The sequence below is a fragment of the Paracoccus sp. L-17 genome (genome assembly GCF_056857655.1).
This window is the reverse complement of record NZ_JBSXNM010000044.1, coordinates 184,154-209,169: the sequence shown is the minus strand read 5'-3', so window position 1 is coordinate 209,169 and position 25,016 is coordinate 184,154. Positions and strand designations below refer to the sequence as shown.

The following is a 25,016-nucleotide window of genomic DNA, read 5'->3' as shown; positions in this document are numbered from 1 at the left end:
ACATCGCTTTCATGGCTCGCGGGGCGATGCTATCGCTGCTGAGGGGGGAGGAGGGTCAGTGGAACGGATGCAAGCGGAGGAAGGGATGATCGCGGACCTGCCCGCCGATCTGACGCGGTCGGGGCTGAACCTGATCGGGCAGGCGCTGTCGATCTTTGATGCCGATCTGCGGCTGGCGGTCGCCAACAGCCAGTATCAGGCCATGTTCGATCTGCCCGAGACCCTGACCCGGCCCGGCACCCGGTTCGAGGACACGATCCGGTTTCTGGTCGAGCGCGGCGAATATGGCCCGCAGGACGACCCGCCGGCGGCGGTGGCCTTTCGCGTCGAACAGGCGCGGACCTTCCAGCCGCATTACTTCGAACGCGAGCGTGCCAATGGCCGCTGGATCGCGGTCGAGGGCGCGCCGCTGTCGCAGGGCGGCTGGGTGACGGTCTATACCGACATCACCGAAATCAGGCGTCAGGAATCATTGCTGCGCGCCCGGTCCGAGGAATTGTCCGAACAGGTGCTGGATCATGCCGAACGCCTGTCCGCCGCCAACCGCGAACTGGCCGCTACCAACGCCGCGCTGAAAGAGGCGCAGCGCGTCCTGACCCGCAGCGAGGCGCGGATCCGGCAGGTGACGGAAATGGTGCCGGCCCATATCGCCCATGTGGATGCGGATTACCGCTATACCTTTTCCAACCGGCAGCTGCCGCAGGTCTTTCCGGGCAGCGATGCCGGCATCATCGGCCGCAGCATCGAAGAAGCGCTTGGCAGCGGCAGCTTCGCCACGCTTCGCCCCCGGCTGGACCGCGCCCTGGCCGGCGATCCGCAGGTCTTCGAGATGACCCATGCGCCCTCGGGCCGCCGCATCCGCATCGCGCTGACCCCGGATCGGGCCGGGCACGGCGTCTATGTCCTGTCGACCGATGTCAGCGCCGAGGTGCAGGCGCGCGAGGCGCTGAGCCATGCGGGCAAGCGCAGCCTTGCGGCGCAACTGACATCGGGGATGGCGCATGATTTCGGCAACCTGCTGACCATCATCCTGGGCCTGCAGGGGCGGCTGGCGGCGCGGGATCTGCCCGAGGACGCGGCGGGCGATGTGCATGCCACGCTGGCCGCCGCCCGTCGCGGTGCCGCGCTGCTGGACCGGCTGGCCCGGATCAGCGGCCCGCGCGAGGTGGCATTGCAACCGGTCGATCTGCCGGCTCTGCTGCACGAGGTTGCGGCGCTGGCCCGCCCCTCGCTGGGCGACGGGATCAAGCTGCATCTGGATTGCGACCTGGGATCCCAGCCGCTGCTGCTGGATCCCGGCGCGGTGCAGGATTCGGCGCTGAACCTGATCCTGAACGCCAATGCCGCCATTGCCGGGCCGGGCGGCCGGATCACGCTGTCGGCCCGTCGCAGCGGCGAATGGATCGAGATCGCGGTCGCCGATACCGGCCACGGCTTTTCCGACGAGGCCTTGCGCCGCGCGACCGAGCCTTTCTTTACCACCAAGGCCGGACAGGGGTCGGGCCTCGGCCTGTCGATGGTCTATGACCAGACCAAGCTGATGGACGGGACCATGCGGCTGGACAACACCGCGCGCGGCGCCCTGGTGACCCTGCGCCTGCCACGCAGGCCGGTGGCAAGGCAGATGGTGCTGCTGGTCGAGGATGACGACACGATCCGCGCCGATATCCGCGCGATGCTGACCGGGCTGGGCCATGCGGTGATCGAGGCCGCCAGCCTGTCCGAGGCCCGCGCCATGTCCGACCTGCCGGGGCTGACGCTGATCCTGTCGGACATGCAGCTTGGCGACGGGCTGGGCCTTGATCTGGCGGGTCCGCTGCCGATGCTGCTGATGACATCGCTGCCGCCGGGCGATCCGGTCCGCGCCCGCGCGTCCGGCCCGGTCCTGACCAAGCCCTTCACGACGGCCCGGCTTGCAGCCGCCCTGTCCCAGACGAAAGCACCGGCATGTCCGAGCCCCCTCTGATCGCGATTCTCGACGACGAACCCGAGATCCGTCGGCTTCTGGCCTCGGTCCTGCAGGATGCGGGCTTTCGCACCCAGGGCTTCGCCAGGGCGACCGAGTTCGAGGCCGCGCTGCGCCGTATCACCCCCGATGCCTGCCTGATCGATCTGGGCCTGCCCGACCGCGACGGGCTGGCGCTGGTGCACCGGCTGGCGACCGAATCGGGGGCGGCGATCATCATCGTCTCGGGGCGGGCGCAGGTGCAGGATCGCGTGACCGGGCTGGAACTGGGCGCGGACGATTACATCATCAAGCCCTTCGAACCGGCCGAACTGGTGGCCCGCATCCGCGCCCGGCTGCGCCGCCCCGCCGCGGTGCAGGGCTGCGGGGCAGCGAAAGCACGCTTTGCAGGCTGGACCGCCGATTTCGATCGCTACATGCTGACCGCGCCCGATGGCGCCCAGACGCCGCTCAGCCATGCCGAGGCCGAGGTGCTGCGTCTTTTCACCGATCATCCGCGCCGCCTGATCACCCGCGCGCAGATGCTGGAAACGCTGGGCGGCGCGGCCGGCGACAGCTTCGACCGGGCGATGGATGTGCGCATCTCGCGCCTGCGGAACAAGCTGTGCGAGGATCCGAAGAACCCGCGGCTGATCAAGACGATCTACGGTGCGGGCTATATTTTTCTTGCCGAAACCTCCTGAACCGGTTCGCGGCGGTTGTTTCGCCGCCGACAAGCCGATAAGCGGTTCGTCAATCCCCGGCGAGACCAGAGAACGCCGCCACAGCCCGCGGCACGCTGCCGCCTTCTTTCCAGAGATTCGTGATGGCGCTTGCCCCCCAGCATCCCGACGACGCCGCCCGGCTTGCGGCGCTTCGGTCCTACGAGATCCTCGATACCGATCCCGAATCGGAATATGACGAGATTGCGCATCTTGCGGGCGCGATCTGCGACATGCCCGTCGCGCTGATCAGCTTCGTCGATGCCGACCGGCAATGGTTCAAGTCCGCGACCGGGATCGACCGGCGCGAGACCTCGCTGACGGAATCCATCTGCACCCATGCGTTTCTGGGCGACGACATTCTGGAAATCGCCGACACGCAGGACGATCCGCGCACCATCGACAACCCGCTTTGCACGGGCCGCGAGGGATTTCGCTTCTATGCCGGCGCCGTGTTGAAGACCAGCGACGGCCTGCCACTGGGCACCCTGTGCGTGCTGGGCAGGAGACCCGCGAAGCTGACCCCGCTGCAACGCGACACGCTGCGGGTGCTGGCCGCGCAAATCATGGCACGGATGGAATTGCGCAAATCGCTGGCCCATGCCGAAATGCTGCGCAAGGAGGTCGATCACCGGGTCAAGAATTCGCTGCAATCACTGGCTTCGCTGGTCCGTCTGGCCGCAAGGCGGGCGCGTCACCGCGAGACGGCCGAGGCGCTTTCGACGCTGCAATCGCGCATCGACGCGGTGGCCCGGCTGCACGAGGAACTGTATCGGTCCGATGGCGGCCGGATCGTCGATCTGGGCCGCTACATGGCCAACCTGACCGGGCATCTGGCCGAAATCGCGCCCTCGCATGTCCGGCTGCAGGTCAAGGCCGACAATCTTGCCGTCTCGTCCGAACAGGCCGTCGCGGTGGGTACGCTGGTCAACGAATTCGTGCAGAATTCCTTCAAGCACGCCTTCCCGGATGGTCGTCACGGCATGGTTCACGTCACCGCCGAACGCGGCAGCGGCGATGGCAAGGTGCAACTGACCTGCCGCGACGACGGCGTCGGGCTGCCCGACATCGCCCTGGGCGGACAGGACGGTCTGGGGATGCAGATCGCCGCGATCATCTCGGCCGAGTTGCAGGGCGAGCTGAACATCCAGTCCAGCGAAGGCGAGGGCCTGACCATCGGGATCGAATTCGTCAGCGCGGCGGGCTGAGACCGGCCCGCCGCGCCGCGCGCCTCGTGAGGATCAGGCGTCGCGATCCCAGCCGCTGATCGCCTTGGAATCCATGAATTCCTCAAGGCCCATGACACCGCCCTCGCGGGCCCGTCCCGATGCCTTGACGCCGCCGAAGGCCGAACCCGGCCCGCGCGGCTCGCCGTTCATCTCGACCATGCCCGAACGCAATTGCCGGGCCACGCGATTGCGCCGTGCGCCGTCCTGCGTCTGGACGTAGTTGGTCAGCCCATAGGGCGTGTCATTGGCGATCTGGATCGCCTCTTCCTCGCTGTCGAAGGGAATGATCGACAGGACCGGACCAAAGATTTCCTGCCGGGCGATGGTCATGTCGTTGCTGACATCGGCAAAGACCGTGGGACGGACGAAATAGCCCCGATTGACGCCTTCGGGCAATCCGGTGCCGCCGGCGACCAGGCGCGCGCCCTCGTCGATGCCCTTCTGGATCAGATCCTGGATCTTTTCCCACTGACCCTTGCTGACGACCGGCCCGATATGCGTGCCGGGCTGATGCGCCGATGCGACGCCGGTCTTTTCGGCCACCTGCGCCGCCGTCTCGACCGCGCGATCATAGACCGAACGTTCGACCAGCATCCGCGTCGGCGCGTTGCAGGACTGGCCGCTGTTGTAGAAGCAATGTGTGGCCCCGCGCGCCACCGCCTTGTCGTCGGCATCGGCGAAGACGATGTTGGCACCCTTGCCGCCCAGTTCCAGCACCACCTTCTTCAGGCTGTCCGCCGCCGCCTTGGTGATCGCGATCCCCGCCCGGGTCGAGCCGGTAAAGCTGATCATGTCAACCTCGGGATGGGTCGAAAGCTGGCTGCCCACGCCCGCTCCATCGCCGTTCACCAGGTTGAAGACGCCCTTGGGCAGCCCCGCCTCGTGCAGAATCTCGGCAAAGAGGAGCGACGAGAGGGGGGCGATTTCCGAGGGTTTCAGCACGCAGGTATCGCCAGCGAGGATCGCCGGAATCACCTTCAGCGTGACCTGATTCATCGGCCAGTTCCACGGCGTGATCAGGCCGACGACGCCGACCGGCTCCCATGCCGTCATCGAGGACGGGGCATGATCGCCAAGCGGGCGGATGAACTTGAAATCCTTGAACGCGGTGATGAAGTTGCGGATATGCCCGCGTCCGGCGCCAACCTGGTCCTCCAGCGACATGTCCTGCGGCGCGCCCATCTCGTGACTGATCGCCCAGGCCATGTCCTCGGCCCGCCTGTCATAGATTTCCAGAATCTTCTCGATATGGGCCAGCCTTTCGGCGGGCGCGGTTCGCGACCACGACGGCAAGGCGCGCCTGGCGGCCGCGACGGCGGCATCGGTATCGGCCTGGTTGCCCAGACTGATCACCGCGACCGGCTCTTCGGTCGAGGGGTCGATGACCTCCAGATCGTTGGGCGTGGCCGGCTCGACCCATTGGCCGTCGATATAGAATTTGCGCTTGTCCAGCAGCGTGCTCATCGCGATCTCCGTTTCTGACCTGGCATGAAGGTGGCACCGCCGCCGGGCGCCTGCAAGGGCCAGCGGCGGTCAGGCGGCGCGGGCGGATTCGCCGCGGCCGGCGGCCTCTGGCATTCGTTCGCGCGCTGCCTATGTTGGAAACGACGCAATCAAACGGAAAGGACGTCCCATGTCCCTGCGCATCAATGACACCGCTCCGGATTTCACCGCCGAATCCACCGAGGGCCAGATCCGGTTCCACGACTGGCTGGGCGACAGCTATGCCATCTTGTTCAGCCATCCGCGCGATTTCACCCCGGTCTGCACCACCGAATTCGGCGCCGTGGCGCAACTGGCCCCGGAATTCGAGAAGCGCAATACCAAGGTTCTGGGTGTCTCGGTCGATTCGGTCGAGGACCACAAGAAGTGGAAATCGGACATCGAGAAGGTCGCCGGAGCGCCCGCTAATTTCGCCATCATCGACGACACCGCGCTGAACGTGGCCAAGGCCTATGACATGCTGCCGGCCGAATATTACCTGCCGCAGGAAGGCCGCACGCCGGCCCATTCGGCCACGGTGCGCAGCGTCTTCATCATCGGGCCGGACAAGAAGGTGCGGCTGACCATGACCTATCCGATGTCCATCGGCCGCAACTTTGCCGAGATCCTGCGCGCGCTGGATGCGGTCCAGCGGACCGACGGCGTTCCCATCGCGACGCCCGCCAACTGGGTACCCGGCCAGGACGTGATCGTGGCCCTGTCACTGGACGACAAGGCGGCGGAAGAAAAGTTTGGCCCGCTGGATATCAAGCTGCCTTACCTTCGCTTTGCCAAGGATCCTGCGTAGAAGGGGCGAATGACACGTTCGGACCGGCCGCTTTCGCGCAAGCTGGTCCGCCTCGGCTTTCAGGTGCTGGGGCGGGCGCGGGCGCATCGTCAGGATCTGTGGCCGGGCCTTGCGATCGACCGGGCGTCGGGCGCCGTCTCTTGGAAGGGAGGGCACCTTTTGACGCTGGTGCCGGCCGCGCGATTCATACCCTCGGGCCGGTCCCTGTTGGCAATCGTCGGATCGGGCCCGTCACTCCGGGATCAGCGGGTCGAGGCGCTTGGTTCCGGCACCGCCATCCTCTGCAATGGGGCCGCCGCGCTGGCCGACAGAATTCGCCCGCTGGCCGTGGCCGTCGAGGACGAACGCTTCGTCTTTCGCCATCACGCGATGCTGGCGGCTCTGCCCTGCGATATTCCGTTGATGCTGTCGCCCTCCGCCATGCGCGCCCTGGCCGAGCGCGACACGGGCCCGCTTCGTGATCGCGATGTCGCGCTGATCGAAAACGTGATCAAGCCCATCGGCGCGGCCCGGCGGGCGCTGACGGACCCGGAACTGAGCGATTTCGTGATCCTTGGCCGCGAGGGGGCGATCTCGATTGCACCGGATCGAGGAGTTGTGATCACCGGCACCGTGGCCTTCTCGGCGTTGCAATTCGCACTGGCGGCCGGGCCGGAAAGGATACTTCTGGCCGGAATCGATCTGACCAACGACACAGAACCCCGGTTCTATGAAAGGCGGGCCGATTCGGCGCCCTCGGGTCTGAGGTCCGGACTAAGGCGGATCCTTGCGGGATTCAGCCTCGCCGCGACGGTCGCGGGGCGTCGCGGCATCGCGCTTGACTGCGCCTCGCCGGTCTCGGCTCTGCTTGACATCGGTTATCGCCGCGATGAATTGCTGAATCCATGACCGCGAACGTCCGCCGGCCCGTGTTCCTCGAAAGCCGCGATGAATTCTGCGACGGCGTCATGCAGTCACTGACTTGCAACGGCCAGGCCCCGCACCGGATCTCGATGCGGCAATTGTCGCTCTGTATCGGACCACGGGCCTTGCACGATGCGAAAGAGGTGGTGCGTATGACGCATGGCTGGGCGAACCCGGCCAAGATGCTGACAGCGGCCAGCCGCCATGCCGGTATTGCGCGCCGGTTGCGGCAGGAGGGCGCCAATATGGTCTATGTCTGGCGTGGCCTTCTGGGGCGAGCGGCGCTTGCCGCACGTGCCGCGAACGCGGCGGATCTGGCCTGCGTGTTCTTCGAGCGCGGCCCCCTGCCCGGCTGGCTTCAGATCGACATGCAGGGCGTCAATGCACGCAGTTCGATCCCGCGCGATGCGGCCTTTTTCCGAAATTGGCGCAGCCAGTGCGGCAAAACCTCAAGCGGCTGGCGCGATCTTCGCGAAACGCTGGCCGCACGCTCGCCGCGCCGCAAACAGGTGGCGCAGGCCGCGCGCGCCGACTGGTCGGACGAAGCGCCCTTCCTGTTCTGCCCGCTTCAACTGAACGCCGCGGGCGATCTGTTGCCGGATGCCGGCTGGGTGGCCGATCCGGCCGATCTGATCGCGGCGCTGGCGGCGGCCAGCCGCGCCTTGCCGGCGGGCTGGCATCTGCGGCTGAAGCCGCATCCCAATGCTCGCGGCGATCTGGCGCGTCTGGTGGCGCGACATCCGCAGGACCGGCTTGTGATCGACCGTGACACCAATTCACTGGATCAACTACGCGCCTCACAGGGCGTGATCACGGTCAATTCCGCCATGGGACTCGAGGCGTTTTTCTTTGACAAGCCGGTGATCGTTCTGGGTGCCAGCTATTATGGTGGGCTGGGCCGCACCCGGACCGCCGATTCGATCCCGGCGCTTTCTTCATTGTTGCGTCAGCCATGGGCCCTGGACTTTGATCAGGCCGCCCGCGATGATCTGATGGATTTCCTCTTCAGCGACTTCTTCGTGCCCGAGGCTGACCTGCGCGCCGGTCGCTTTGACGTGGCTGCCCTTGTGGCGCGACACGCCCGCCATCGCGCATTGATGGATCTGGCCTGAACGCAACAGCCCCGGCACAGGGCCGAGGCTGTCACATCGCGGTTGACCGGGCCGATCACTCGGCGGTCTGTTCCTGCTTCTCGTCGATCTCTTCGCCGGTCTGCTGATCGACCATCTTCATGCCAAGGCGCACCTTGCCGCGATCGTCGAAGCCCAGCAGCTTGACCTTCACTTCCTGGCCTTCCTGCAAGACCTCGCTGGGATGGCCCAGGCGCTTGTTGGCGATCTGGCTGACATGGACCAGCCCGTCACGCTTGCCGAAAAAGTTCACGAAGGCGCCGAAATCGACCAGCTTCACCACCTTGCCGGTGTAGATCTGACCTTCTTCCGGTTCGGCCACGATGGACCAGATCATGTCATGCGCCTTCTTGATCGCATCGCCATTGGCCGAAGCGATCTTGATGACACCGTCGTCGTTGATATCGACCTTGGCGCCCGACACCTCGACGATCTCGCGGATCACCTTGCCACCCGAGCCGATCACTTCGCGGATCTTGTCGGTGGGGATGGTCATCGTCTCGATCCGCGGCGCGTGGGCCGAGAACGAGCCCGCTTCGCTGATCGCCTTGGACATCTCGGACAGGATATGCATCCGGCCGTCCTTCGCCTGAGCCAGCGCCTGTTGCATGATCTCGGGGGTGATGCCGGCAACCTTGATGTCCATCTGAAGGCTGGTGATCCCGGCCTGGGTTCCCGCGACCTTGAAGTCCATGTCGCCCAGGTGATCCTCGTCGCCCAGGATGTCGGTCAGGACCGCATATTTGCCGTCATCTTCCAGAATCAGGCCCATCGCGACACCGGCGACCGGCGCCTTCAGCGGCACACCCGCATCCATCATCGACAGCGAACCGCCGCAGACCGACGCCATCGAGGACGAGCCGTTGGATTCGGTGATCTCGCTGACCACCCGGATCGTGTAGGGGAAATCCGTCGCCGCCGGCAGCACCGCCTGCAACGCGCGCCAGGCCAGTTTGCCGTGCCCGATCTCGCGCCGGCCGGGGCCGGACACGCGACCGACCTCGCCGACCGAATAGGGCGGGAAATTGTAGTGCAGCAGGAAATTGCTGCGGAAATTGCCATGCAGGGCGTCGATGATCTGTTCGTCGTCGCCGGTTCCCAGCGTGGTCACCACCAGCGCCTGGGTTTCGCCGCGCGTGAACAGGGCCGAGCCATGCGTCCGCGGCAGGAAGCCCACTTCGCTTTCGATCGCGCGCACCGTCCTGGTGTCGCGGCCGTCGATCCGGGCACCGCCATTGATGATATCGCCGCGCAGGATGGCCGATTCCAGCTTTTTCAGCGCCGAGCCCAGATTCGGATCCTCCAGATCCTCATCCGACAGAGCGTCCCTGACCTTCGCCTTGACCGCAGCAACCGCGTCCTGGCGGTCGGACTTGTCCTTGATCGCATAGGCCGCGCGCATGTCAGCCTCGCCCAGCGACTTCACGCGGGCATAAAGCGCGCTGTAATCGGGCGACTGGAAGTCGAACGGCTCTTTCGCCGCGGCCTCGGCCAGATCGACGATCAGGTCGATCACGGGCTGCATCGCCTCGTGGCCGAATTTGACCGCACCCAGCATCTCGTCCTCGGTCAGCTCATAGGCTTCCGATTCGACCATCATCACGGCGTCCTTGGTGCCCGCCACGATCAGATCCAGCCGTTGCTCGGGGTTGCCGCGCAGCCCCTGCATGTCCTCGACGTCCGGGTTCAGAACATATTCGCCATCGACGAACCCGACCCGCGCCGCGCCGATCGGGCCCATGAACGGAACGCCCGAGATCGTCAGCGCGGCACTGGCGGCGATCATCGCGACGATGTCGGGGTCATTGACCAGATCGTGGCTCAGCACGGTGCACATGACCAGCACTTCGTGCTTGAAGCCCGGCGCGAACAGCGGTCGGCAGGGACGGTCGATCAGACGCGCGGTCAGCGTCTCTTTCTCGGTCGGGCGCGCCTCGCGCTTGAAGAAACCGCCCGGCACCTTGCCGGCGGCATAGTATTTTTCCTGGTAGTGGACCGTCAGCGGGAAAAAGTCCTGTCCCGGCTTCGGTTCCTTGGCGAAGGTCACATTGGCCATCACGCTGGTCTCGCCCAGGGTGGCGATCACGCTGCCATCGGCCTGACGGGCGACCTTGCCCGTTTCCAGCGTCAGGGTATCCTGCCCCCACTGGATCGATTTCTTCACATCATCAAACATCTGATTTCCTCATAGGCACGCCAGCCCTCTGGCCGCGCCTTGTCCTATGGCGGCCCCATTGCCGCCGTCCCGATCCTCAGGCGTCACCCCGGAGCCGGGTATCACGTCACAGATTTGTGGCACGTACAGGAAAATACGCAGAATGGAAAGATGTCTGACGTCCCGCCCCACAGGGCCATCGCAGCGTGCAGGAACGGCTTGACGGCGCCCGTCCGGCGATCAGTATTACTGCGATGCCGATCTTTCAGAATGCCGGAAAGCTGCTGTATTTTGCGCATGTTCCGAAATGCGCGGGCACCAGCATCGAAAATTATCTGACCCGGCGGTTTGGTCCGGCCGCGCTGCTGGATCGTCGCTTCGTTCCGGGCCGGCAACGAAACTGGACCAGCACCTCGCCCCAGCACGTGCCCGCGGCGCAACTGGAACGTCTGTTTCCCGAAGGTTTCTTCGATGCGGGTTTCGCCTTCGTCCGCGACCCTCTTGCCCGCGCCACGAGCGCGTTTCATTTCCACCAGTCCAATCGCGGCAAGATCGACGCCGATCTGTCCCTTGCCGACTGGATCCGGCGCATTCCCGGCTTCAAACCCGACATGCATGACCGATATGACGGGCATTTCCGCAGCCAATCCCACATCGTTCCGCAATGGTGCCGCGTCTTCAGGCTGGAGGACGGATTCGACGAATTCATTGCCTGGCTGGACGCATGGTCCGCCAGCACGCATGGTGCGGGCATGGCTCACACCCTTGCGGGACGATATGAAGCCGGCAGCCTGGACAAGGTGACGCTCGGGCTTTTCCACAATCTCTACCGCGATGATTATGACAGATTCGGCTATGATATCTGATTCGGGGAAATGGCCGCCGCCGCGCTGCGAAACAGGCTGGTCCCGCACCGTGCTGCGGTTGCGCAATGTCGTCGTCGATCCCTCCAACGCGGCGCTCTATCATCATGGCCGCCACGTGCCCGAGGGCGCCCTCTATCGCAACGGCTCGATCTATCGCGGGAACGCGGCGCAGGCTCCTTCTGCGGTGAACAGGACACAGGGACGCCACCTTTGGGGCGGTCCCCTCTTTTCCCATTTCGGGCATTTCCTGACGGAATCCCTGTCCCGGCTCTGGGCCGTTCGGGACAGCGGGGTCCAGTCGATCGTCTTCTCGCCAAAGGATCCCGGCAGAAAGCGCCAGGACCGTCTGCCGGACCATCAAGACCTGCTGCTGAAATGTCTGCATATCGATCTGCCCGTCCGCATCGTCCATGAGCCTGAAGAATTCGAGGATCTGCTGATCGCAGGCCCCGGCTTCGGCCTTGGGCCGATGGCGGCGGGAACGCCCGAGTTCCGCGAATTCCTGCGCGCGATCGCGGTCCCGTCCGACATGACGGGCCGCAAGCGCCTGTATCTTTCACGTTCGGCGCTGCCGGAAAAGGCGGGCAGCATTCTGGCCGAGCGTCATCTGGAACAGCTGCTGGAGCGGCAGGGATTCGAGATCTATCATCCCCAGCAGCATTCCATCACCGAGCAATTCGCAACGTTCCGGGCCGCCAGACAGATCATCGGGCCGGACGGGTCCGCGTTTCATCTTGCAGGTTTCGTGACCGATCCCGGGCAATCTTTCACGATCATCAAACGCCGCAGCGCCCCCGATCATGCCAACATCGTCGATCAGCTTGTGGCGATGGGTGCGAAGGTGCAGGTGGTGGATGCGATCCGCGCGAACTGGATCCGACCGGGAAAGCGAAAGGCCGACGACAGAAGCTGGGCAGAGCTGGATTTCGCCGATCTCTTTGCCCGGTTGTCGGCTCTGGGCCTGCTGTCGGCCCCCGTGGACGCGTCCGATCTGGAGCTTCCGCCCATCGCGCAGGAAGTCGAACGGATCGGCCACGCCAACAAGGGCCGGATGACGCGGCTGGCGACCGGCTGAACGCTGGAAACCCTTCGCCCGTTGGCGATCGGGCAAGCGCGAACCAAGACGCCCGCCGCTTTCGCGACGGGCGTTCGGAACTTCGCCGCAAGGCGACAGGCTCAGCGGCGGATACCCAGACGCTTGATCAGATCGGCATAGCGCGATTCGTCCTTGCCCTTCAGATAGTCCAGCAGCTTGCGGCGCTGCGCGACCAGCTTCAGAAGGCCACGACGCGAGTGGTTGTCCTTCTTGTGCGTCTTGAAATGCTCGGTCAGGGTGGAAATGCGCGAGGTCAGGATCGCGACCTGCACCTCGGGCGATCCGGTATCGTCGGCCTTGGTGCCAAATTCCTTGATGACCTTGGCTTTTTCCTCGACAGTGATCGACATCGGGGTCTCCTTCTCAAAAGTTCGGGTTCATGGCGCAGGCCGGGATGTCGTCCAGCACAGGCCCGTGGAGGTCCGCCAGCGACGAAGCGCCAGCGAAGGCGCGCGTATAAAAGAGAATCGCGCCCTTGGAAAGCGGAAACCGTGTCCGCGTCAGGCCCGAATGGGGACGATGCCGATATCCTCGACCCGCAGGCCGCCAAGCTGCAACATCCGGGCGACGGCGTCGCCGTTGACATTGATCAGGGTCGTGCCGTCGTCGTGTTGCACCAACTGGATCTGGGCGCCTTGGGTCATGTCCTCGGGCAGATGCAGGATGATACGATCCTCGGTCCCGTCGAAATCGGCGATGGTCGGCAGATCGCCGTCCACCGGCTTCAGCACGAACTGGTCGGCGCCGGCATTTCCCTCGGCGAAATCGCCGGACCCCGGCATCAGCGTGTCTTCGCCGTCACCGCCGTGAATCCAGGCGGTTTCATCGTCGTCGCCACCGATCAGAAGATCGTTGCCGGTGCCACCATCCAGATCGTCCGAACCGCCGCCCGAGACCAGAACGTCGTCGCCGTCATTTCCCGACATCCAGTCATTGCCGGCGCCTCCGAACAGGCTGTCGCTGCCCGCACCACCCAGGATGGTGTCGTCGCCCTCGTCGCCCCAGATCAGGTCGTCGCCGCCCTGCCCGGCCAGCGAATCGTCGCCGGAGCCGCCGTGGATCTCGTCGTTGCCACCGGGGCCATAGGCGGCGTCACCCTGAATCCAGTCCTGGCCCGACCCGCCCCTGATCGTGTCGTCGCCCAGGCCGCCCCGCAAATCGTCGCTGCCGCCCAGGCCGTCGATGCTGTCGGCACCGTCGCCGCCCATCAGCGCATCGGCCCTGTCGGTCCCGATGATCGCGGCCAGGATCTGTTCCGGCGTCTCTTCGGCCGTGCCCGGATCGCCCGGATCGCCGGCAACCGCGCCGGTGCCGGCCGAAACGGCGGGATCTGCGCCAGCCTCGGGCGCAAGATCGGCGGGCAGGCTGCTGACATCGGAAATGAAGCCATCGGTTTCGGAACCGGCACTGTCGCCCTCGTCCGGCATGTCGGGCTGTGGCATGATCGGCGGCAGGGAATCGCCCGCCGCCTCGTCTTCGGGCAGATCGTCTTCGGGCATGTCATCCGCCTGCGTCTGCCCAAGCGGAGACAAGTCGATGCTCATCCCGGCGACCAGAAGCCCCATCAAACCTGCAAGCATAAGCATCGGCCGACACCTCGAAAAACCGCGCAAGGCGGACACACGCATGAAGTGTAGCCCAGATCACGCGGCAGGGAATCGTTTTCTTAAGAATACGTTAACGCCACGGCACCGGCATGACGCGATAGGCGACATAGAGCGGATGCCGCGGCGCGCCCGTGCCGGTCAGGCCCAGATGGCACAGATCGCGCGCCCGTTGCCGCAGGCGTGCCTCGACCGCGGGTCCGCGCCCCAGATGCGCGCCGTGCAGACCCCAGCCGCACAGCACCGTATCGGCCCAGTCGGCGGATCGTTCAAGGATCGCGTCATTGTCCGGACCGACAGGATCGAGGGCACGTTTCAGGTCGCGGGGATCGGTCGCGCGGAAGGCGAACAGGTTGGTCACGCGAAATGCCCCGAAGCCAAGCGCGCGGGCACGAACCTCGCAGCGGGCGACGGTGGGATCATTGCGGCGTTCGTCGGCGGTCGAGGGGTTCAGCAGCACCAGGGTCAGCCGCCTGCCCCTGCCCCACCGGCGCGTCAGCGCATAGCGATAGGCGCCGCATTCCGAAAACAGCGCCCGGGAATGCGTGTCCCGGTCACTGAAGGACCGTTCGATCACGGATGCCCCCTCGTGACTGCGCCCCCAGCCCGCGCGCACCGGATCCGGCAGGCGATGTCGGGCGGCTTGCCAAGAAAAAACCCGCCGGGGGCGGGTGATTTCGATTCCGTGGCGATCTGCCGGGACGCCCGGATCAAGGGCGCCGGTTCAGCCCTGACGAGCCTTGAACCGGCGGTTGGTCTTGTTGATCACGTAGACGCGGCCCTTGCGGCGCACGACCTGGCAGTCGCGGTGCCGGCTCTTGAGCGAGCGGAGCGAGTTGCGAACCTTCATCGGTCTTCTCCATCGTCGCGGCGCTGCTGAGCCGCCCTGGAAAACGAAATGCCCCCGGTTGCGGCCGGGGGCGGCGAAAAAATGGTGGGCGGTACTGGGATCGAACCAGTGGCCACTACGATGTCAACGTAGTGCTCTACCGCTGAGCTAACCGCCCGTGCTTCGGCACCCAGGCCCAACCCCCTCGGGATTCGGCCCGACCGCTTCGGTCCGCGTGTCTATATAGGCGGCTTTCGACGGATTCAAGGCCTATTGGCGCAACATTCTTCGGTCTATATTGGCAGGATCAAACAGAGCCCGGAACCAGCAATTGAGCCTGTCCGATCTGCCCTTTTCGCTTGTCAGGCCCGCACGCTGGGCCAGCGGCGTCATCATGGCCTCGCCTCATTCGGGCCGCGACTATCCCGAATGGTTTCTTGCGGGCACCAGATTGCCGATTCCCGTCCTGCGTTCGTCCGAGGATGCGTTCATGGACCGCCTGACCGCCTGCGCCAGCGATCATGGCGCGGTGACGCTGGCGGCCAAGGTGCCGCGCTGCATCGTCGATCTCAATCGCGGCGCCGACGAGATCGATCCGCTGGTCGTGCGCGGCGTGCCCCGGCACCCGCTGAACCAGCGCACATTGGCCGGTCTGGGGGTGATTCCGCGTGTCGTGTCGCAGGGCCGCACGATCCACGACCGCCCGATCGACCGGGCCGAGGCCGAGCGCCGCATCGCCGCCTGCTGGCGGCCCTATCATGCCATGCTGGCCGGGCTGATCGCCGAGGCGCGGACGACCTTCGGGCAGGCGATCCTGATCGACATGCATTCCATGCCGCATGACGCGCTGAGCCACCTTCAGGGCCCGCGGCCCGACATGGTGCTGGGAAATCGCCACGGGCTGTCGGCCTCGGCCCGCGTCTCGGATATCGTCGCCGCCGCCTTCGAGGCCGAGGGTTGGCGCATCCGCCGCAATTCCCCCTTCTCGGGGGCCTATATCTGCTCGGCCTATGGTCGGCCCGGCCGGAACGTCCATGTCGTCCAGATCGAGATCGATCGAGCGCTGTACATGGACGAGAAGTCCCTGACGCCGCTGCCTGATTTCGACCGCTTTGCCGAAAGACTGGGCAGGGTGATCCGCAAGCTGGCCGTGATCGACGACGCGGACGGAACCGGCGCGCGGATCGCGGCCGAATAGGGGGGATGGGGATGGACAATCTGCCGCAGGCGCTGAGCGATCTTCCGGGACGCAACCTGGCGCTGATCGTGCTGGCGCTGGTGATCCTGCTGGCCGTCAGCGCGGCCGTCAGGATCGTGCCGCAATCCGAGAAATTCGTGGTCGAACGGTTTGGCAGGCTGCGCTCGGTCCTGGGGCCGGGGATCAACATCATCATGCCGTTTCTGGACCGGGTGGCGCACAGGATCTCGATCCTGGAACGGCAATTGCCCACCAGCAGGCAGGATGCCATCACCGCGGACAACGTTCTGGTCGAGGTCGAGACTTCGGTCTTCTACCGCATCATCGAACCCGAAAAGACCGTCTACCGCATCCGCGACATCGATGCTGCCATCGCCACCACGGTCACGGGTATCGTCCGCTCCGAGATCGGCACCATGGAACTGGATCAGGTCCAGTCGAACCGCGCCCAACTGATCGAACGAATTCGCGATTCGCTGGCCAATGTCGTCGATGATTGGGGGATCGAAGTGACGCGGGCCGAGATCCTGGACGTCAATCTGGACGACGCGACCCGCGCCGCGATGCTGCAACAATTGAATGCGGAACGCGCCCGCCGCGCGCAGGTGACCGAGGCCGAAGGCAAACGCCGGGCGGTCGAACTGGCCGCCGACGGCGCGCTTTATGCGGCCGAGCAACAGGCCAAGGCGCGCCGCGTCATGGCCGACGCCGAAGCCTATGCGACCTCGATCATCGCCGAGGCGATTTCCAGCAAGGGGCTGGAGGCCGCGCAATATCAGGTGGCGATGAAGCAGGTCGAGGCTTTGGTGCAGGTCGGACAGGGCAGCGGCAAGCAGGTGGTCCTGTTGCCGGCGGCGGCGCTGGATGCGTTCAAGGATGCCTTCAGCCAGCTTCGGGGACATTCGTCTTGAGCTGGCTGAACGGATGGCTGTGGCTGATCGCGGCGCTGGCTCTGGCGGCGCTGGAACTGTTCGCGCCGGGCTGGGTGTTCATGGGGCTTGCGGCCTCGGTCGGGCTGATGGGGATCCTGCTGTTGACCGGGTTGTGGGGGGCCGGTCTGGCGGTGACGCTGGTGGTGACGGCGATCCTGTCGGGCGTGATCTGGCTGATCCTGCGCCGGGTCGCCGGGAGCAATCGGGGTCAGGTCCGCCGGTGGGATCGAGACATCAACGAATGACGGCGCGGGGGGCCGCGTCCCACGGGTATTTGGGCAACGAAGAAGCGCCGTTTCACGGTGCGAAACTGCTGCTGATGGAGAGCAGGCGGTTGCTGACCTGCCTGCGCGACGATTTCGCCCATATCCCCTTCCCAGCGCATTGGGATCTGCCCGGCGGCGGCCGCGAGGGTGCCGAGCGGCCGGTGGATTGCGCCTTGCGCGAATTGTTCGAGGAGTTCGGGCTGCGCCTGGCGTCAGAACGCCTGTCGGCGCATGTCTTCCGATCGCATCAGCGCCCCGACATGGTGTCATGGCTGTTCGCCGGGCGGCTGGTGCCGGCCGAGATCGAGGCGATCCGCTTCGGCGACGAGGGCCAGGAATGGCGGATGATGTCGGTCGCGGAATTCCTGACCCATCCGCGCGCCGTGCCGCATGTCCAGGACTGGATCATGGCCGCGCTGAGATAGCGCGCCCGGCAGAGAGGACAGATCCGGATCGAGAACCGAAAAAGGGCCGCGAAAGGTTTTCGCGGCCCTCTTCTTCAATGCAAGGTTGCGTCGGGCTTCGGACCTTCGCCCACAGCGCCCAGCTTCGGGCCGGCGCGGCCGACGCGGTTGCCGACGATCAGCCCCTCATCGCCCGCGCCGACATGCACCGTCTGGCCGTCCAGCACCTCGCCCGACAGCAGCAGTTCCGCCAGCGGATCCTGCAAGGCCCGCTGGATCACCCTTTTCAGCGGGCGGGCGCCGAAGACCGGATCATAGCCCTGATCGGCCAGCCATTGCCGTGCGTCCTGATCCAGATCCAGCGTGATCTTGCGCTGCGCCAGGCGATGTTCCAGCCGCATCAGCTGGATGCTGACGATGCCGTCCATGTTTGCCCGCGACAGGCGGCGGAAGATGATGATCTCGTCCAGACGGTTCAGGAATTCGGGGCGGAAATGACCCCGCACGGCCTCCATCACCTGATGGCGGGCATCGGTCGAATCCGCCTCCTCGGGCAGATGCGACAGCGCCTGGGAACCGAGATTCGAGGTCAGGATGATCAGCGTCTGCTTGAAATCCACGCGCCGCCCCTGCCCATCGGTCAGCACGCCGTCGTCCAGCACCTGCAACAGCACGTTGAAGACGTCGGGATGCGCCTTTTCGACCTCGTCGAACAGGATCACCTGATAGGGCCTGCGCCGCACGGCCTCGGTCAGCACGCCGCCCTCGTCATAGCCGACATAGCCCGGAGGTGCGCCGATCAGCCGCGCCACGGAATGTTTTTCCATGAATTCGGACATGTCGATGCGGACCATCGCGGAATCATCGTCGAACATGTATTCGGCCAGGGCCTTGGTCAGTTCGGTCTTGCCGACACCGGTGGGACCCAGGAACAGAAAGCTGCCCAGCGGACGGTTCTCGTCGTTCAGACCGGCGCGGGCGCGGCGCACGGCGTTGCTGACGGCGGTCACGGCCTCGGACTGGCCGATCACGCGGCGACCGATCTCGTCTTCCATCTTCATCAGCTTGTCGCGTTCGCCTTCCAGCATCTTGCTGGTCGGGATGCCGGTCCAGCGTTCGACGACCTCGGCGATCTGTTCGGGGCGCACGGCCTCTTCGACCATGGGCCCGTCGGCTTCGGCTTCATCCGTCTGCGAAAGCTGCTTTTCCAGCCCCGGAATGACGCCATAGGACAATTCGCCCGCCCGCGCCAGATTGCCCTCGCGCTTGGCCTGATCCAGTTCGGCGCGCGCCCGGTCAAGCTGTTCCTTGAGGTTGCGCGAGCCCTCCAGCCGGTCGCGTTCGGCCTGCCAGCGGGCGGTCATCTCGGCGCTGCGTTCCTGCAGGTCGGACAGATCCTTTTCCAGCCGCTCCAGCCGGTCCTGGCTGGCCGCGTCGTCCTCTTTCTTCAGGGCCTCGGCCTCGATCTGCATCTGCAGGATCTGGCGATCCAGCGCGTCCAGTTCCTCGGGCTTGCTGTCCACCTCCATCCGCAGCCGCGAGGCGGCCTCATCGACCAGATCGATGGCCTTGTCGGGCAGGAAGCGGTCGGTGATGTAGCGGTTGGAAAGCTGCGCGGCGGCGACCAGCGCGGCATCGGAAATGCGCACGCCGTGATGCAGTTCGTATTTTTCCTTGATGCCGCGCAGGATGCTGATCGTGTCCTCGACCGTCGGTTCCTCGACCATCACCGGCTGGAAGCGACGGGCCAGGGCCGCGTCCTTTTCGATATACTTGCGGTATTCGTCCAGCGTCGTGGCGCCTATGCAATGCAGTTCGCCCCGCGCCAGCGCGGGCTTGATCAGGTTCGCGGCATCCATCGCGCCGTCGGTCTTGCCGGCGCCGACCAGCACGTGCATCTCGTCGATGAACAGGATGATCTCGCCCGCGGCGGCCTCGATTTCCTTCAGGATCGCCTTCAGCCGCTCCTCGAATTCGCCGCGATACTTCGCCCCGGCGATCAGCGCGCCCATGTCCAGCGCCATCAGCTTCTTGTCGCGCAGGCTTTCGGGCACGTCGCCGTCGATGATGCGCAGCGCCAGACCTTCCGCGATGGCGGTCTTGCCGACGCCGGGTTCGCCGATCAACACCGGATTGTTCTTGGTGCGGCGCGACAGAACCTGCATCGCGCGCCGAATTTCCTCGTCCCGGCCGATGATCGGGTCGATCTTGCCGTCGCGCGCGGCCTGGGTCAGATCGCGGGCGTATTTCTCCAACGCCTCATAGCTGTCTTCGGCGCTGGCACTGTCGGCCGTGCGCCCCTTGCGGATGTCGTTGATCGCTGCGTTGAGGTTCTGCGCCTTGACCGATCCGGCCTCCAGCGCGTCCTTGGCGTTGGTGTTCACCATCGCCAGCGCCATCAGGATCCGTTCGGCGGGCACGAAGCTGTCACCCGCCTTCTTGGCGACCTTTTCGGCCTCGTCCAGCACGCGCACCATCGAGGGATCGACATAGACCTGGCTGTTGCCGCCCGAGACCTTGGGCAGCTTCGCGACGGCCTGATCGACGGCCTGCTGCACGCGCTTGGCATCGCCGCCCGACCGGGTGATCAGGTTGGACGCCAGACCCTGATCGTCATCCATCAACGCCTTCAGAAGATGTTCGGGGACGACCCGCTGGTTTTCCTCGCGGATCGCGATGGTCTGGGCGGCTTGCAGGAAGCCGCGCGACCGTTCCGTGAACTTTTCCATGTTCATCGGCAATTCTCCTTTTTCATCAGCCCCCGCGTCGCGGACGCCCTGTCGCGGCGCGTCCCGGTCCGGGTCATGGCTTGGGAAATGGGCACCGGCTTTCGTGCTTTCAAGCCGCGAGAAACCGTGTATAAGGCGGCCGTTTGCGAAAAATCGGGGGCGATGATGGACGACCGGCTGATCGTGGCGCTGGATGTGCCGAACGCGGTGGCGGGACTGGATCTGGCACAGAAGCTTGGCGATTCGGTCGGCTTCTACAAGATCGGGCTGGGGATGCTGACCGGCGGCGGACTGGCCCTGGCCAACGAGCTGAAGGCCGAACATGGCAAGCGCATCTTTCTGGACATGAAGCTGTTCGACATCGGCGCCACGATCGAGGCCGCCGTGCGCGGGCTGGCGCAGTTCGATCTGGATTTCCTGACCGTCCACGGCGACCCGCATGTCATCCGCGCGGCCAAGGAAGGCGCGGGCGGATCGAACATGAAGATCCTGGGCGTGACCATCCTGACCTCGCTGGAACGTGCCGATCTGGATGCCGGGATGATCCGTCCAGGCGATCTGGCCCAGATTACCGTGGAACGTGCCGCCCGCGCCTTCGAGGCCGGCGCCGACGGCATCATCTGTTCCCCGCGCGAGGCGGCGGCGATCCGGGCGCTGCCCGGTTCGGGGCTGATCGTGACGCCCGGGGTGCGCCCGGCAGGTGGCGATCCGGGCGACCAGAGACGGGTCGAGACGCCGGCCACCGCCATTGCGGCGGGCGCCGATCACATCGTCGTCGGCCGACCGGTCTGGAAAGCCGCCAATCCCCGCGCCGCCGCCGAAGCCATCCTTGCAGAGATCTCATCGCCGCAGGCGCAACGTCCGGCGCAATGAGAAAACACGCAACACGTTGACCCAAGGCTAAGCGCGCGGCAGATTCCGCCCTTTCCAGGCGGAGGCGATCATGGGCGACAAACAGGGTATCATCCAGAAGGCCGAGAACGATCTGGTCCTGTCCTTCCTGGCGGTGCGCCGCGCCATCGGTCTGCTGGGCTTCTTCCTTCCGGTGGTGCTGATCCTGTGGGGGCTGGCGGCGCCCGCGGGACTCTTTCGCAGCATTTCGGCGGCCTATTATTCGCCCATGCGCGAGATTTTCGTGGGCACGCTGATCGCCCAGGCGGTGTTTCTGTGGAGCTACGAGGGCTATCGCCCCCGCGGGTCCGAGATCGTCAGCGACAAGGCGACGGCGCGGGTGGCGGCCGTCTCGGCCGCGCTGATCGCGCTGGCGCCGACCAGCCCACAGGGCTTGGGCATCGCGCCCGATTCCCTGCCCGATTGCACGCTTCTGCAATGCCGGCTGGGGGTCGGGCTGACGGGCGGAATCCATCTGGTTGCGGCGGCGCTGTATTTCGCGGCGCTGGCGGTCACCTGCCTCGTGCTGTTCCGGCGCGGCGCGGCAGACAGCATGGAAAAACGCGCGTCGAACCGCATCTATCTGATCTGCGGCTGGCTGATCGTGATCGGCATCGGCCTGATCGGCGTTCTGTTCGCCACAGGCTGGGATGCCCGGCTGGCGGCGCTGCGCCCGGTCTTCTGGCTGGAAACGCTGGCCACCTTCGCCTTCGCGACAAGCTGGCTGGTCAAGGGCGACGCCCTGCGCCCGCTGGTCCGGGGCGTCGCCGCGCTGCGCTGATCATTCGGGGGCGGGCATCGCGGCCAGGAACCGCTTGACCAGCAATGCCGAATTTTCCGAGGCCAGCGACATGAAGATGCCCATCTCGTTGGCGCCTTCGCCGCCTCCGGCCAGATCGGACAGCGACCGGAAGGCGATGAAGGGCACCTGATTGGCCCAGGCGACCTGCGCCACGGCCGCCGATTCCATGTCCACCACCTGCGCGTCGAAGGTTTCAAAGATCCATTCGCGCAGGCCCGCATTGTCCACAAAGGCCGAACCCGAGACGCCGTTCCCGCCGACGCGGATCTGCGGCGTCCTGTCCAGACAGGCATTCTCGGCGTTGCAATCGGCCAGTTCGGTGCTGTCGGCAACACCGCGCGCTGTCTGCAAGAGAATTTCGTCCACCGGAAACCAGAACCGGCTTTCAGGCTGACCCCGGTCCGAGGCGACCGTGGTCTCGCTGGTAAAGATCATGCCGTAATTCGGAAACGGCGAATCCAGAAACGGCGGAACCGCAAAGCCTCCATCCGTCTCGCGCGCCATGATGCTTTCCAGATAGGATCCCCACTGGCCGGCCACCACCACATCGCCGATATTCAGCGACGGATCGACCCCGCCCGCGATTCCGGAAAAGACGATGGCGTCGATCTGGAACCGGTCCAGCGCCAGTTGCGTCGTCATCGCCGCATTGACCATCGACACGCCCGACAGGAACAGCACGACCGGCTGGCCCGACAGCGTGCCGGTGACGAATTCGGTGCCGTTGACGATCTGTGTCTCGGCGCCTTCCAGATCGGCCTGGAGACTGACCCACTCCGGCGGAAAGGCGGACATCACGGCGATGCGGCCGGTCCCGGCCAGGGCGGGCAGAGGCAGGGCAAGAAGTGCCGCGAGGCTCAGGCGGGACAGCGTCATGGATTCTCCTTCGCGATGTCTGGCCCCCGTCATAGACCGATCCGGCGGCTCGGGCCAGCGCGGCGCGACTGTCGCGGCGTCACGGTTGCCGCCTGCCCGGGGTCGCGCCATCCTTGCCCAAATTCACGGAGGAACCCATGCTGCCACCGATCCTGCAGAACCTGCGCATTCCCGTCGTCGCAGCGCCGATGTTCATCGTCTCGGGACCGGACCTGGTCATCGCGCAGTGCAAGGCCGGGATCGTCGGCAGCTTTCCGGCCCTGAACGCGCGAGAGAAGGATGGCCAGCCCGCGCTGCTGGACGCCTGGCTGACCCGCATATCCGAGGAACTGGACCGCCATAACCAGGCCAATCCCGACCGCCCCGCAGCGCCATTTGCGGTGAACCAGATCGTCCATCGCAGCAATGCGCGGCTGGAACGCGACATCGAGATCTGCCACCGCCACAAGGTGCCGATCTGGATCACCTCGCTGGGCGCGCGACCCGAGGTGAACGCCGCTGCCCATGATTGCGGCGGCATCGCGCTGCATGACGTGATCAACGACAGATTCGCGCGCAAGGCCATCGACAAGGGCGCGGACGGGCTGATCGCCGTCGCGGCGGGGGCGGGCGGTCATGCCGGGTTGCAATCGCCTTTCGCGCTGGTGCAGGAAATCCGCGACTGGTTCGACGGACCGCTGCTGCTGTCGGGGGCGATCGCGACCGGCCGGGCGGTTCTGTCGGCGCAGGCGATGGGCGCCGATCTGGCCTATATCGGCAGCCCCTTCATCGCCACCGACGAGGCCAATGCCCCGCCCGAATACAAGCGGATGATCGTCGAAAGCAACGCGATGGACATCGTGACCTCGTCGCTGTTCACCGGCGTTTCGGGGAATTACCTGGCCCCCTCGATCCGCGCCGCGGGACTTGATCCCGACAATCTGGGCAGCGCCGATGCGAGGGCGATGAATTTCGGCGACAATGCCGCCAAGGCCAAGGCATGGAGCCAGATCTGGGGATCGGGCCAAGGCATCGGCGCCGTGCGCGACGTCCTGCCGGCCGGCCAGCGCATCGAGATGCTGGCCCGCGACCATGCCGAGGCAAAGCGCATGCTCTGCGCCGCGTGACCTTTGCGGACCGCCCGGTCCACCCCATATAGGGAACCGAACAGGATTCGCGGAGGACCGACGTGGAATATCGCAAATCGCAGGATGCGATCGACCGGCTGAACCCGGAACAGTTCCGGGTGACCCAGAAAAACGGCACCGAACGCGCCTTTACCGGCGAATATGACCATCATTTCGAACCCGGCATCTATGTCGATGTCGTCACGGGCGAGCCGCTTTTCGCCTCGGCCGCGAAATACAATTCCGGCTGCGGCTGGCCCGCTTTCACCAAACCCATCGACGCGAATGTCACCGAACATCGCGACGTGACCTTCGGCATGGAACGGGTCGAGGTCCGGTCGAAACACGGCGACAGCCATCTGGGACATGTCTTTCCCGACGGCCCGCGCGAGTCCGGGGGCCTGCGCTATTGCATCAATTCGGCCGCCCTGCGCTTTGTGCCCAGGGACCGGATGGAGGCCGAGGGTTATGGCGCCTACCTTGATCAGGCAGAGGAGGCCTGAGATGACCGAGCGCGCGACACTGGCGGGTGGCTGTTTCTGGGGCATGCAGGATCTGATCCGGCGCCTGCCGGGCGTGATCAGCACCCGCACGGGCTATACCGGCGGCGAGGTTCCGAACGCGACCTATCGCAACCACGGCAATCATGCCGAGGCGATCGAGATCGATTTCGACCCCGAGATCATCAGCTATCGCCGGCTGCTGGAATTCTTCTTCCAGATCCACGATCCGACCACGCCGAACCGGCAGGGCAACGATATCGGCCCCAGCTATCGCTCGGCGATCTACTACGCGGATGCGGTTCAGAAGCGCGAGGCCGAGGACACGATCGCCGATGTCGAGGCCTCGGGTCTGTGGCCGGGCAAGGTCGTGACGGAAATCGAACCGGTCGGGGATTTCTGGCAGGCCGAGCCCGAACATCAGGATTATCTGGAACGCTTTCCCAACGGCTATACCTGCCATTTCCCGCGCCCGAACTGGGTGCTGCCGAGACGAAGCGCCGCCGAATAGGCGGCGCGATTTGACGGTCGCGGCGTGCCGCA

25 protein-coding genes and 1 tRNA gene are annotated in these 25,016 nt (G+C 65.5%); 17 read left to right on the top strand and 9 right to left on the bottom strand.

Annotated elements, in window-relative coordinates; all coding sequences use genetic code 11:
• The first annotated feature begins 85 nt into the window (after positions 1 to 85).
• The 3 genes from AC13CR_RS15375 to AC13CR_RS15365 all read left to right on the top strand — a co-directional run bounded on the left by AC13CR_RS15375 (position 86) and on the right by AC13CR_RS15365 (position 3,875).
• Positions 86 to 1,966 carry a PAS-domain containing protein gene (locus AC13CR_RS15375; RefSeq protein ID WP_292953195.1) on the top strand — a complete coding sequence of 627 codons (1,881 nt, stop codon included), beginning with the start codon at positions 86 to 88 and terminating at the stop codon, positions 1,964 to 1,966.
• Positions 1,948 to 2,649, top strand: a complete 702-nt coding sequence (locus AC13CR_RS15370; protein WP_292953198.1) for a response regulator transcription factor — start codon at positions 1,948 to 1,950, stop codon at positions 2,647 to 2,649. The genes AC13CR_RS15375 and AC13CR_RS15370 overlap by 19 nt, the downstream gene beginning before the upstream one ends.
• Positions 2,650 to 2,771: 122 nt before the next feature.
• Positions 2,772 to 3,875, top strand: coding sequence for a sensor histidine kinase (locus AC13CR_RS15365; RefSeq protein WP_292953201.1), 1,104 nt, complete (start codon positions 2,772 to 2,774; stop codon positions 3,873 to 3,875).
• A gap of 33 nt (positions 3,876 to 3,908) precedes the next feature.
• On the opposite strand, the gene AC13CR_RS15360 is transcribed toward AC13CR_RS15365, so the two are convergent.
• A complete protein-coding gene (locus tag AC13CR_RS15360; RefSeq protein ID WP_482900877.1) occupies positions 3,909 to 5,351 on the bottom strand; it encodes an aldehyde dehydrogenase family protein in 1,443 nt (480 codons plus the stop codon).
• A gap of 178 nt (positions 5,352 to 5,529) precedes the next feature.
• Here AC13CR_RS15360 and AC13CR_RS15355 point away from each other — a divergent pair, with 178 nt between their 5' ends.
• The 3 genes from AC13CR_RS15355 to AC13CR_RS15345 are packed head-to-tail and all read left to right on the top strand — an operon-like array spanning position 5,530 to position 8,201.
• Complete coding sequence (locus AC13CR_RS15355) at positions 5,530 to 6,186, top strand: peroxiredoxin (protein ID WP_292952879.1); 657 nt, start codon at positions 5,530 to 5,532, stop codon at positions 6,184 to 6,186.
• Between the two features lie 9 nt (positions 6,187 to 6,195).
• Entirely contained in the window at positions 6,196 to 7,074 is an 879-nt protein-coding gene (locus AC13CR_RS15350) for a glycosyl transferase (protein ID WP_292952882.1), read from the top strand.
• Positions 7,071 to 8,201 (top strand): capsular polysaccharide export protein, LipB/KpsS family, encoded by a 1,131-nt coding sequence (locus tag AC13CR_RS15345; protein ID WP_292978801.1) that lies wholly within the window; start codon positions 7,071 to 7,073, stop codon positions 8,199 to 8,201. Before AC13CR_RS15350 ends, AC13CR_RS15345 begins: the two co-directional genes overlap by 4 nt.
• Before the next feature lie 55 nt (positions 8,202 to 8,256).
• Here the strand turns inward: AC13CR_RS15345 and pnp are convergent, their stop codons facing one another.
• The gene (pnp, locus tag AC13CR_RS15340; protein ID WP_292978803.1) at positions 8,257 to 10,395 is read right to left on the bottom strand and encodes a polyribonucleotide nucleotidyltransferase; all 2,139 of its coding nucleotides are present in this window, start codon (positions 10,393 to 10,395) and stop codon (positions 8,257 to 8,259) included.
• A gap of 233 nt (positions 10,396 to 10,628) precedes the next feature.
• On the opposite strand from pnp, the gene AC13CR_RS15335 reads away from it, so the two are divergent.
• A complete protein-coding gene (locus AC13CR_RS15335; protein ID WP_292952894.1) occupies positions 10,629 to 11,240 on the top strand; it encodes a sulfotransferase family 2 domain-containing protein in 612 nt (203 codons plus the stop codon).
• 49 nt (positions 11,241 to 11,289) lie between these two features.
• Positions 11,290 to 12,315, top strand: a complete 1,026-nt coding sequence (locus tag AC13CR_RS15330; protein ID WP_292978805.1) for a glycosyltransferase family 61 protein — start codon at positions 11,290 to 11,292, stop codon at positions 12,313 to 12,315.
• A gap of 101 nt (positions 12,316 to 12,416) precedes the next feature.
• Here the strand turns inward: AC13CR_RS15330 and rpsO are convergent, their stop codons facing one another.
• The 5 genes from rpsO to AC13CR_RS15305 form a co-directional block, all read right to left on the bottom strand.
• On the bottom strand, positions 12,417 to 12,686 hold the full coding sequence (gene rpsO, locus AC13CR_RS15325) for a 30S ribosomal protein S15 (protein ID WP_292952900.1): 270 nt from the start codon (positions 12,684 to 12,686) through the stop codon (positions 12,417 to 12,419).
• Positions 12,687 to 12,836: 150 nt separating this feature from the next.
• Complete coding sequence (locus tag AC13CR_RS15320; RefSeq protein WP_482900872.1) at positions 12,837 to 13,922, bottom strand: calcium-binding protein; 1,086 nt, start codon at positions 13,920 to 13,922, stop codon at positions 12,837 to 12,839.
• A gap of 91 nt (positions 13,923 to 14,013) precedes the next feature.
• Positions 14,014 to 14,517 carry a DUF1643 domain-containing protein gene (locus AC13CR_RS15315; protein ID WP_292952906.1) on the bottom strand — a complete coding sequence of 168 codons (504 nt, stop codon included), beginning with the start codon at positions 14,515 to 14,517 and terminating at the stop codon, positions 14,014 to 14,016.
• Between the two features lie 147 nt (positions 14,518 to 14,664).
• Positions 14,665 to 14,790: a type B 50S ribosomal protein L36 gene (ykgO, locus tag AC13CR_RS15310; RefSeq protein WP_119747228.1), complete on the bottom strand. Its 126-nt coding sequence runs from the start codon at positions 14,788 to 14,790 to the stop codon at positions 14,665 to 14,667.
• Positions 14,791 to 14,872: 82 nt separating this feature from the next.
• Positions 14,873 to 14,947, bottom strand: a tRNA-Val gene (locus AC13CR_RS15305).
• A gap of 153 nt (positions 14,948 to 15,100) precedes the next feature.
• Between AC13CR_RS15305 and AC13CR_RS15300 the strand changes: the two genes are divergently transcribed.
• From AC13CR_RS15300 to AC13CR_RS15285, 4 genes are read left to right on the top strand one after another with little or no spacing between them, the layout of a single operon-like run.
• Positions 15,101 to 15,967 carry an N-formylglutamate amidohydrolase gene (locus AC13CR_RS15300; protein WP_292952917.1) on the top strand — a complete coding sequence of 289 codons (867 nt, stop codon included), beginning with the start codon at positions 15,101 to 15,103 and terminating at the stop codon, positions 15,965 to 15,967.
• 11 nt (positions 15,968 to 15,978) lie between these two features.
• On the top strand, positions 15,979 to 16,878 hold the full coding sequence (locus tag AC13CR_RS15295; protein WP_292952920.1) for an SPFH domain-containing protein: 900 nt from the start codon (positions 15,979 to 15,981) through the stop codon (positions 16,876 to 16,878).
• A complete protein-coding gene (locus AC13CR_RS15290) occupies positions 16,875 to 17,144 on the top strand; it encodes a hypothetical protein (protein ID WP_292952923.1) in 270 nt (89 codons plus the stop codon). The genes AC13CR_RS15295 and AC13CR_RS15290 overlap by 4 nt, the downstream gene beginning before the upstream one ends.
• 29 nt (positions 17,145 to 17,173) lie before the next feature.
• Positions 17,174 to 17,590: an NUDIX hydrolase gene (locus AC13CR_RS15285; RefSeq protein ID WP_292952926.1), complete on the top strand. Its 417-nt coding sequence runs from the start codon at positions 17,174 to 17,176 to the stop codon at positions 17,588 to 17,590.
• A 74-nt stretch (positions 17,591 to 17,664) separates the two neighbouring features.
• On the opposite strand, the gene clpB is transcribed toward AC13CR_RS15285, so the two are convergent.
• On the bottom strand, positions 17,665 to 20,304 hold the full coding sequence (clpB, locus tag AC13CR_RS15280; RefSeq protein ID WP_293014882.1) for an ATP-dependent chaperone ClpB: 2,640 nt from the start codon (positions 20,302 to 20,304) through the stop codon (positions 17,665 to 17,667).
• A 120-nt stretch (positions 20,305 to 20,424) separates the two neighbouring features.
• Between clpB and pyrF the strand changes: the two genes are divergently transcribed.
• Positions 20,425 to 21,171: an orotidine-5'-phosphate decarboxylase gene (gene pyrF, locus AC13CR_RS15275; protein ID WP_292952935.1), complete on the top strand. Its 747-nt coding sequence runs from the start codon at positions 20,425 to 20,427 to the stop codon at positions 21,169 to 21,171.
• A gap of 70 nt (positions 21,172 to 21,241) precedes the next feature.
• The gene (locus AC13CR_RS15270; protein ID WP_292952938.1) at positions 21,242 to 21,970 is read left to right on the top strand and encodes a hypothetical protein; all 729 of its coding nucleotides are present in this window, start codon (positions 21,242 to 21,244) and stop codon (positions 21,968 to 21,970) included.
• Here AC13CR_RS15270 and AC13CR_RS15265 read toward each other — a convergent pair whose 3' ends face one another.
• The gene (locus AC13CR_RS15265) at positions 21,971 to 22,867 is read right to left on the bottom strand and encodes a 5'-methylthioadenosine/S-adenosylhomocysteine nucleosidase (RefSeq protein ID WP_482900871.1); all 897 of its coding nucleotides are present in this window, start codon (positions 22,865 to 22,867) and stop codon (positions 21,971 to 21,973) included. It abuts the gene before it with no gap.
• A 137-nt stretch (positions 22,868 to 23,004) separates the two neighbouring features.
• On the opposite strand from AC13CR_RS15265, the gene AC13CR_RS15260 reads away from it, so the two are divergent.
• From AC13CR_RS15260 to msrA, 3 genes are all read left to right on the top strand, one after another.
• A complete protein-coding gene (locus AC13CR_RS15260; protein ID WP_292952944.1) occupies positions 23,005 to 23,973 on the top strand; it encodes an NAD(P)H-dependent flavin oxidoreductase in 969 nt (322 codons plus the stop codon).
• A 62-nt stretch (positions 23,974 to 24,035) separates the two neighbouring features.
• On the top strand, positions 24,036 to 24,476 hold the full coding sequence (gene msrB, locus AC13CR_RS15255; RefSeq protein WP_292952947.1) for a peptide-methionine (R)-S-oxide reductase MsrB: 441 nt from the start codon (positions 24,036 to 24,038) through the stop codon (positions 24,474 to 24,476).
• A gap of 1 nt (position 24,477) precedes the next feature.
• A complete protein-coding gene (gene msrA, locus AC13CR_RS15250; protein WP_292952950.1) occupies positions 24,478 to 24,984 on the top strand; it encodes a peptide-methionine (S)-S-oxide reductase MsrA in 507 nt (168 codons plus the stop codon).
• The last annotated feature ends 32 nt before the right edge of the window (positions 24,985 to 25,016 follow it).

What these genes read in the sequence shown, in the direction of transcription:
- AC13CR_RS15375 (WP_292953195.1), top strand. Translation starts at nt 86, where the DNA reads ATGATCGCGGACCTGCCCGCCGATCTGACGCGGTCGGGGCTGAACCTG.
- AC13CR_RS15370 (WP_292953198.1), top strand. Translation starts at nt 1,948, where the DNA reads ATGTCCGAGCCCCCTCTGATCGCGATTCTCGACGACGAACCCGAGATC.
- AC13CR_RS15365 (WP_292953201.1), top strand. Translation starts at nt 2,772, where the DNA reads ATGGCGCTTGCCCCCCAGCATCCCGACGACGCCGCCCGGCTTGCGGCG.
- AC13CR_RS15355 (WP_292952879.1), top strand. Translation starts at nt 5,530, where the DNA reads ATGTCCCTGCGCATCAATGACACCGCTCCGGATTTCACCGCCGAATCC.
- AC13CR_RS15350 (WP_292952882.1), top strand. Translation starts at nt 6,196, where the DNA reads ATGACACGTTCGGACCGGCCGCTTTCGCGCAAGCTGGTCCGCCTCGGC.
- AC13CR_RS15345 (WP_292978801.1), top strand. Translation starts at nt 7,071, where the DNA reads ATGACCGCGAACGTCCGCCGGCCCGTGTTCCTCGAAAGCCGCGATGAA.
- pnp (WP_292978803.1), bottom strand. Translation starts at nt 10,395, where the DNA reads ATGTTTGATGATGTGAAGAAATCGATCCAGTGGGGGCAGGATACCCTG.
- AC13CR_RS15335 (WP_292952894.1), top strand. Translation starts at nt 10,629, where the DNA reads ATGCCGATCTTTCAGAATGCCGGAAAGCTGCTGTATTTTGCGCATGTT.
- rpsO (WP_292952900.1), bottom strand. Translation starts at nt 12,686, where the DNA reads ATGTCGATCACTGTCGAGGAAAAAGCCAAGGTCATCAAGGAATTTGGC.
- AC13CR_RS15320 (WP_482900872.1), bottom strand. Translation starts at nt 13,922, where the DNA reads ATGCTTATGCTTGCAGGTTTGATGGGGCTTCTGGTCGCCGGGATGAGC.
- ykgO (WP_119747228.1), bottom strand. Translation starts at nt 14,790, where the DNA reads ATGAAGGTTCGCAACTCGCTCCGCTCGCTCAAGAGCCGGCACCGCGAC.
- AC13CR_RS15295 (WP_292952920.1), top strand. Translation starts at nt 15,979, where the DNA reads ATGGACAATCTGCCGCAGGCGCTGAGCGATCTTCCGGGACGCAACCTG.
- clpB (WP_293014882.1), bottom strand. Translation starts at nt 20,304, where the DNA reads ATGAACATGGAAAAGTTCACGGAACGGTCGCGCGGCTTCCTGCAAGCC.
- AC13CR_RS15270 (WP_292952938.1), top strand. Translation starts at nt 21,242, where the DNA reads ATGGGCGACAAACAGGGTATCATCCAGAAGGCCGAGAACGATCTGGTC.
- AC13CR_RS15265 (WP_482900871.1), bottom strand. Translation starts at nt 22,867, where the DNA reads ATGACGCTGTCCCGCCTGAGCCTCGCGGCACTTCTTGCCCTGCCTCTG.
- AC13CR_RS15260 (WP_292952944.1), top strand. Translation starts at nt 23,005, where the DNA reads ATGCTGCCACCGATCCTGCAGAACCTGCGCATTCCCGTCGTCGCAGCG.
- msrA (WP_292952950.1), top strand. Translation starts at nt 24,478, where the DNA reads ATGACCGAGCGCGCGACACTGGCGGGTGGCTGTTTCTGGGGCATGCAG.